General features: G+C 70.7%; 8 protein-coding genes. 4 read left to right on the top strand and 4 right to left on the bottom strand.

The features are described from left to right. Positions 1 to 377 precede the first annotated feature (377 nt). Complete coding sequence (locus tag IE286_RS05275) at positions 378 to 1,025, bottom strand: DNA-3-methyladenine glycosylase (protein ID WP_189795424.1); 648 nt, start codon at positions 1,023 to 1,025, stop codon at positions 378 to 380. 148 nt (positions 1,026 to 1,173) lie between these two features. Here IE286_RS05275 and IE286_RS05270 point away from each other — a divergent pair, with 148 nt between their 5' ends. From IE286_RS05270 to IE286_RS05260, 3 genes are all read left to right on the top strand, one after another. After that, positions 1,174 to 1,956, top strand: coding sequence for a sporulation protein (locus IE286_RS05270; RefSeq protein WP_189795423.1), 783 nt, complete (start codon positions 1,174 to 1,176; stop codon positions 1,954 to 1,956). A 58-nt stretch (positions 1,957 to 2,014) separates the two neighbouring features. Then, positions 2,015 to 2,554, top strand: a complete 540-nt coding sequence (locus tag IE286_RS05265; protein WP_189795422.1) for a YbhB/YbcL family Raf kinase inhibitor-like protein — start codon at positions 2,015 to 2,017, stop codon at positions 2,552 to 2,554. 164 nt (positions 2,555 to 2,718) lie between these two features. After that, positions 2,719 to 3,225, top strand: coding sequence for an HNH endonuclease (locus IE286_RS05260; protein ID WP_189795421.1), 507 nt, complete (start codon positions 2,719 to 2,721; stop codon positions 3,223 to 3,225). 72 nt (positions 3,226 to 3,297) lie between these two features. Here IE286_RS05260 and IE286_RS05255 read toward each other — a convergent pair whose 3' ends face one another. From IE286_RS05255 to IE286_RS05245, 3 genes are all read right to left on the bottom strand, one after another. Next, the gene (locus IE286_RS05255) at positions 3,298 to 4,287 is read right to left on the bottom strand and encodes an SPFH domain-containing protein (RefSeq protein ID WP_189795420.1); all 990 of its coding nucleotides are present in this window, start codon (positions 4,285 to 4,287) and stop codon (positions 3,298 to 3,300) included. Positions 4,288 to 4,440: 153 nt separating this feature from the next. Beyond that, positions 4,441 to 4,872 carry an NfeD family protein gene (locus IE286_RS05250; RefSeq protein ID WP_189795419.1) on the bottom strand — a complete coding sequence of 144 codons (432 nt, stop codon included), beginning with the start codon at positions 4,870 to 4,872 and terminating at the stop codon, positions 4,441 to 4,443. An 89-nt stretch (positions 4,873 to 4,961) separates the two neighbouring features. Beyond that, complete coding sequence (locus IE286_RS05245) at positions 4,962 to 5,759, bottom strand: ABC transporter ATP-binding protein (RefSeq protein ID WP_189795418.1); 798 nt, start codon at positions 5,757 to 5,759, stop codon at positions 4,962 to 4,964. A gap of 151 nt (positions 5,760 to 5,910) precedes the next feature. Here IE286_RS05245 and IE286_RS05240 point away from each other — a divergent pair, with 151 nt between their 5' ends. Further along, positions 5,911 to 6,696: an Rv1486c family protein gene (locus tag IE286_RS05240; protein ID WP_189795417.1), complete on the top strand. Its 786-nt coding sequence runs from the start codon at positions 5,911 to 5,913 to the stop codon at positions 6,694 to 6,696. The last annotated feature ends 110 nt before the right edge of the window (positions 6,697 to 6,806 follow it).

Below are 6,806 nucleotides of genomic sequence, written 5' to 3'. Positions count from 1 at the left end.
AACGAACGCTTCCTTCGTACTCACCCTCTCGGGCTTTCCTCCGGGCGTTTTCCCTTCGGTGTCTCCGACTCTATCAGATCTTTTCTCGACCTGATCCCCAGTCAGCGGGGTTTGTCCGCAGGCTTCGGACTTTCGTCCGTCGGCCTTTCGACATTCACTACCGTAGCCGATCTCTCTCGGTGCTCATAATCGAGCCGGGCGGTTTCGTATTCGGCGTGCGAACACACCACGAACACCCCGCTGAGGGGATCTTGGTAGGTAGTGGGTTGACCGCTCCGGCTGAAGGCAGATGCCGTACCCGGTTCAGCGGCTTGGGCTACGTTACGCATCTTCGCGGTCGGAGTCAACTTCCGTCGGCGGCTCCGGCTGTCGTGGCGTCAGCGGCGGCGGCGCGGCGTGTGCGGCCGGTACGGGCTGACCGTCGGATCGTCGGCGATCCAGAAGCGCCACGGGTGGATGTCGCCGTTCCCGCCGTCGCCGGCGACCCCGGTGCGCGGCCCGTTGGACACCCGGTCGGCGGGGACCGGTGTGCCGGTGAGGGCGCGGATGGGCGTCTCCCCCGTGGCGCATGCGTCGGTGCCGTCCAGGGAGCGGTCGACGTCCAGAGCGGTGGCGAGCCGGGCCGGGCCCTTCGCCAGCTCCTTGTCGTTGCGGGCCGAGCGGCGCCGGATGCGGGCCAGTTCGGCGCCCTCGACGATCTCGCCGGCCCGGAGCAGGACTCCGGCGGCACGCCCCTCCGGTCCGCACACCAGGTTCATGCAGTGCCACATGCCGTAGGTGAAGTAGACGTACACGTGGCCGGGAGGTCCGAACATCACGGCGTTGCGCTCGGTGCGGCCCCGGTAGGCGTGGGATCCGGGGTCGTTCTCACCGTCGTAGGCCTCCACCTCCGTCAGACGCACGGCGATCGGGCCGTCCGGCGTCGTACGGACCAGGATCCGGCCCAGCAGGTCGGGAGCGACCTCGAGGACGGGGCGGTCGAAGAACTCCCGGGGCAGGGGCGTACGGTCCGAGGGCGCGATCATGGCTTCCGAGCGTAGTCCAGACGGGTGGGGTCCGAGGGTGGCACGGGGGTGTCATGCTCTCGTCGCTTCACCGGTGGCGGGGCGCGGAACCGGGCGCCGCCGGATCGCGTTGGTAGGGATCAGGATCCGTAGACGAGAGGGAGTGTCGATGGCGTTCAAGAAGCTGCTCGCGAGCCTGGGGGCCGGCGGGGCGTCGGTGGAGACGGTGCTGCACGAGGAGAACGTCGTGCCCGGCGGCGTCGTCCAGGGAGAGGTACGGATCCAGGGCGGAACCGTCAACCAGCAGATCGAGGGGCTGTCGGTCGGGCTGCAGGCGCGGGTCGAGGTCGAGGGCGGCGACCAGGAGTACAAGCAGGACATCGAGTTCACCCGGGTGCAGCTCGGCGGTGCCTTCGAGCTGCAGGCGGGAGCCGTGCACGCGGTGCCGTTCGGCCTGGAGATCCCGTGGGAGACGCCGGTGACCATGATCGACGGGCAGCCGCTGCGCGGTATGCACATCGGGGTCACCACGGAGCTGGCGATCGCGCGGGCCGTGGACTCCAGCGACCTGGACCCCATCAACGTCCACCCGCTGCCGGCGCAGAAGGCGATCCTGGACGCCTTCATCCAGCTCGGCTTCATGTTCAAGAACGCCGACATGGAGCGCGGCCACATCCGCGGCACCCGGCAGACGCTGCCGTTCTACCAGGAGATCGAGTTCTACCCGCCGGTGCAGTACCGGGGTTTGAACCAGGTCGAGCTGAGCTTCGTGGCCGACGGGCAGGCGATGGACGTGGTGCTGGAGATGGACAAGAAGGACGGGCTGTTCACCGAGGGCAGCGACACCTACCGCGCGTTCCAGGTGAACCTGCACGACTTCCAGGGGACCGACTGGGCGGCCTATCTGCACTCGTGGATCGCCGAGGTCGGCAGCCGGCGGAACTGGTTCTAGGCTCTGGAAGTGCTGGTTCCGGTCAGGAGCCACCCTCGACCTATCAGGAGGTATTGAGGTGACCGAGCTGAAGAGGCCGCCGCTGCCCCACGACTTCCATCCGCCGGTGCCGTCCTTCACGGTGACGAGCGACGACGTCCAGGAGGGGGCGACGCTCAAGGACGCTCAGGTCCACGCGGCCGGGAACACCTCGCCGCATCTGCGGTGGGAGGGCTTCCCGCCGGAGACGAAGAGCTTCGCGGTGACCTGCTACGACCCGGACGCGCCGACGGGCAGCGGGTTCTGGCACTGGGTGCTGTTCGACATCCCGGCCTCGGTGACCGAGCTTCCGGCGGGTGCCGGCAGCGGGTCGTTCGAGGGGCTGCCCGAGGGTGCCGTGCACGTGCGCAACGACTACGGCACGCGGGACTTCGGCGGGGCCGCGCCGCCCCCCGGGGACGGTCCGCACCGCTATGTGTTCACGGTGTACGCCGTGGACCAGGAGAAGCTGGGTGTGGACGCGGACGCCTCGCCCGCGGTGGTGGGCTTCAACCTGCGGTTCCACACGCTGGCCCGGGCGCAGCTGATCGGTGTGTACGAGGTGCCCGCCGGGAGCTGATCCGCGCGCCGGGCGCTGCGGCGTTCACGGGATGTCTGCCCGTCTTCGGTCTTTGAAGCCGATCGAAGGCGGGCATTTTTATTGCGTTGTCCATCTCGGCGCACCCGTCCAGAGTTGTTCCGGGTCCGCCGGGGGCGGGCTGGTGCACACGAAAGGTGGGCCGGATGCGGGACACGCTGGTGCTGAACGCGAGCTTCGAGCCGTTGTCGACGGTGACCCTGAACCGCGCCGTCGTGCTGGTGCTGCAGGACAAGGCCGTCGTGGAGCTGGCTCATCCCGAACTGCGCATGCGGGCGGCCGCGGTGGACATGCCCGCGCCCCGGGTGATCCGGTTGTGCCGGTATGTGCGGGTGCCGTTCCGAAGACATGCTCCGTGGTCGCGGCGGGGGGTGCTGCTGCGGGACCGGCACCGGTGCGCGTACTGCGGCGGGCGAGCGACCACCGTGGATCATCTGGTGCCGCGGTCGCGGGGCGGCCAGGACACCTGGCTGAACACGGTGGCGTCGTGCGCACGCGACAATCACCGCAAGGCGGACCGGACTCCGGAGGAGGCGGGGATGCCGCTGCTGCGGCAGCCGTTCGAGCCGTCGCCGGCGGACGCGATGCTGCTGGCGCTCGGGCAGGACGAGGAGGGCGCGCTGCCCGCGTGGGCGGTCCGTGAGGCCGCCTGAGCGGGACGTCGCCGCGGACGGCACGGGGGAGCACCGCCGCTCGTGCGGTGCTCCCCCGTGCCGTCCGGCCGGTCAGTCGATGGTGGGCCGCTCGCGGCGCTCGGTCGGCTTGTTCCTGCCGTCGTTCTGCGGCGGTACGGTCGTGCCGCCCGTGCCGGAGCCGCCGCCGGAGGGCGAACCACCGGCCATGGCACCGAAGTTGCCGACGGCGCCGGACAGGCCCTTGAGGGCGTCGCCGATCTCGCTGGGGACGATCCAGAGCTTGTTGGCCCCGCCCTCGGCGATCTTGGGCAGCATCTGCAGGTACTGGTAGGACAGCAGTTTCTGGTCCGGGTCGCCGGCGTGGATGGCCTCGAAGACGGTGCGGACGGCCTGGGCCTCACCCTCGGCACGCAGGGCGGCGGCCTTCGCCTCACCCTCGGCGCGCAGGATCTGGGACTGCTTCTCGCCCTCGGCGCGCAGGATCTCGGACTGCCGGACACCTTCGGCCTGGAGGATCGCGGCGCGCTTGTCCCGGTCGGCGCGCATCTGCTTCTCCATCGAATCCTGGATGGACGTGGGCGGTTCGATGGCCTTCAGCTCGACGCGGTTGACGCGGATGCCCCACTTGCCGGTGGCCTCGTCGAGGACGCCGCGCAGGGCCGCGTTGATCTCCTCGCGGGAGGTGAGGGTGCGCTCCAGGTCCATGCCGCCGATGATGTTGCGCAGGGTGGTGACGGTGAGCTGCTCGATGGCCTGGATGTAGCTGGAGACCTCGTAGGTGGCGGCGCGGGCGTCGGTGACCTGGTAGTAGATGACGGTGTCGATGTTGACGACCAGGTTGTCCTGGGTGATCACCGGCTGGGGCGGGAACGGCACGACCTGTTCGCGCAGGTCGATGCGGTTGCGGATGGTGTCGATGAACGGGACGACGATGTTCAGGCCCGCGTTGAGTGTGCGTGTGTAACGGCCGAAGCGCTCGACGATGGCGGCGCTGGCCTGTGGGATGACTTGGATGGTCTTGATCAGGGCGATGAAGACCAACACCACCAGAACGATCAGGACGATGAGGACCGGTTCCATCGTCGGCTCCCTGTACCCTTCTCCCGCCTCGGCGCTTTCGAAAGATCTTATGGTTGTGGGCTGTTGTAGATCTTGCTGTCGAGTCTGACAGACCGTCGCGTGCCTCGTGAGGTGTTCGGTTCAGGTTCCGTACCGGCCGGCGGCGCGTCCGGGTCACATGACGATGGCGGTGGCCCCCTCGATGTCGACGACGTCGACCTGGGTGCCGGCTTCGTAGGTGCGGTCGGTGTCCAGTGCGCGGGCCGACCAGACCTCGCCGGCGAGTTTGATGCGGCCGCCGGTGCCGTCGACGCGTTCGAGCACGACGGCCTGACGGCCTTTCAGCGCCTCGACGCCGGTGGTCAGACGGGGGACTTGCCGGCTGTGCCGGCGCGCGATGGGCCGGACGACGGCGATCAGCGCGACCGAGACGACGACGAAGGCGATCACCTGCACGACCACCCCGAAGCCGATGCCCGCCGCGACCGCGGCGGCAACCGCACCGACCGCGAGCATCCCGAACTCCGGCATCGCGGTCGCCACGAGCGGAATGCCGAGCGCTGCCGCTCCGACCAGCCACCACACCCATGCGTCGATGTCGTCCACGCGCTCATGGTAGGTCGCGGCCGGTGCGGCGGACAGGGCGCGCACCGGGTGGCCCGGTGGCGGCAAGGGAGCAGGCCCGGCGCGGAGGTTCAGGACAGCGGCAGGCCGTGGGCGGTCCAGCGGTCGCCGACCCGCTCGACGACGAGCGGCAGGCCGAAGCAGTGCGAGAGGTTGCGGGAGGTGAGTTCCAGCTCCAGCGGTCCGGCGGTGAGCACCCTGCCCTGGCGGATCATCAGAACGTGGGTGAAGCCGGGGGCGATCTCCTCGACGTGGTGGGTGACCATGATCATCGAGGGGGCGATGGGGTCGCGGGCGAGCCGGCCGAGGCGGCGGACCAGGTCCTCGCGGCCGCCGAGGTCGAGGCCGGCGGCGGGCTCGTCCAGGAGCAGCAGCTCGGGGTCGGTCATCAGGGCGCGGGCGATCAGGGTGCGCTTGCGCTCGCCTTCGGACAGGGTGCCGAAGCGCCGGTCGAGGTGGTCGGTCATGCCGAGGCGGTCGAGGAAGGCGCGGGCGCGCTGTTCGTCGATGTCCTCGTACTCCTCCTGCCAGCCGGCCGTCATGCCGTAGGCGGCGGTGAGCACGGTCTGCAGGACGGTCTGGCGCTTGGGGAGCTTCTCCGCCATGGCGATGCCGGCCATGCCGATGCGGGGGCGCAGCTCGAACACGTCGGTGCCGGGCTTGCCGAGGGTCTCGCCGAGGATGGTGGCGGTGCCCTTGCTGGGGAAAAGGTAGCTGGAAGCGACGTTGAGCAGGGTGGTCTTCCCGGCGCCGTTGGGGCCGAGGATGACCCAGCGCTCACCCTCCTTGACCGACCAGGAGACCTGGTCCACCAGAGCCCGGCCCTCTCGGACCACGGATACGTCCTGAAGCTCCAGAACATCGCTCATGAGCGCGTGTCTCCCCTTGCAGTGTGCCGCCGGTGCCGGCTGTCGCGTACGCCTGTGGCTCGGTCCGCCGCGCCGGTGGGCGCAGCCCTCACCGAATCTACGCCACGAGATGGGCGGACTGTTCCCGCGGTCCGGTCCTTAGGGTGGGGGCATGCTGTCGGAACCGCGCTCTGGTCGCCTCGCCGCTTGGGGAAATGCCCTGCTTGCCGGACTTGTCTCTCCGGACGACGCCGTTCTCGCCATCGTGGGCGAGGACGCCGTGCACCGGGTGGAGGGTCTGCCCGGTGAGACGGGGCCCGTCGGACTGACGCTCGCGCTGGGGCGGTTGCGCGCGCTCGGGGTGAGCGCCCTGCGGGTGGCGCTGCCGGCGCCGGGGCATCCGCTGGGGCTGAGCGGGCCGCCGGAGTTCAACGCGCGGGCGCTGGCGGCCGAGGAGGCGGTGGTCTGTCACGACGCCGCCTTCGGGCTGGTGCCCGAGGTGTACGAGGCCGGGCCGGAGGGCGATGTGCACGCCGAGGTGGTGTGGCAGGTGCTGCCGGTGCGGCAGGCGCCGCCGGCCGATGTGCCGTCGCTGGGCGAGGCGGAGCGGGAGCTGGCCGAGGCGCTGCGGGAGGCGACCGAGGCGCTGTCGAAGCTGGACGTCGCGGCGTCGGGGCCGGTGGCCGAGGCGGCGATCGACGCCTACCGGGCACGGTCCGAGCGCGGCCGGGAGGTGCTGGCGCCGGGGTATCCGCCGCGGGCGGTGCGGGTGCTGGAGCTGGCGCGGCGGGTGCGGCTGCTGGTGTCGCTGGCGTACGACAACGGCCACGGGGGTGCCGTGAGCGCCGCGCAGATGGCGGCGCGCAGCGCGGCGCTCACACCGGTGGAGCGGACGGCCCGGCGGGCGCTGGTGGCGGCGTACAACGCGGTGGTGGAGGAGCGGGAACGCGGGCGGTGAGGGTGCCTCGCCCCTGCGCGGCGCCTGCACCGGTGTGACATGCACGGGCTCGCGGGCGCACGCCCGGTGCTCCGGCCGGGCGGCCCGGCGCGGCACCAGGGAGGGGGCAC

It is taken from the genome of Streptomyces thermodiastaticus, assembly GCF_014656135.1.
Classification (GTDB): Bacteria; Actinomycetota; Actinomycetes; order Streptomycetales; family Streptomycetaceae; genus Streptomyces; species Streptomyces thermodiastaticus.
The sequence above is the reverse complement of the archived record's forward strand: the minus strand, read 5'-3'. Positions and strand labels throughout refer to the sequence as shown.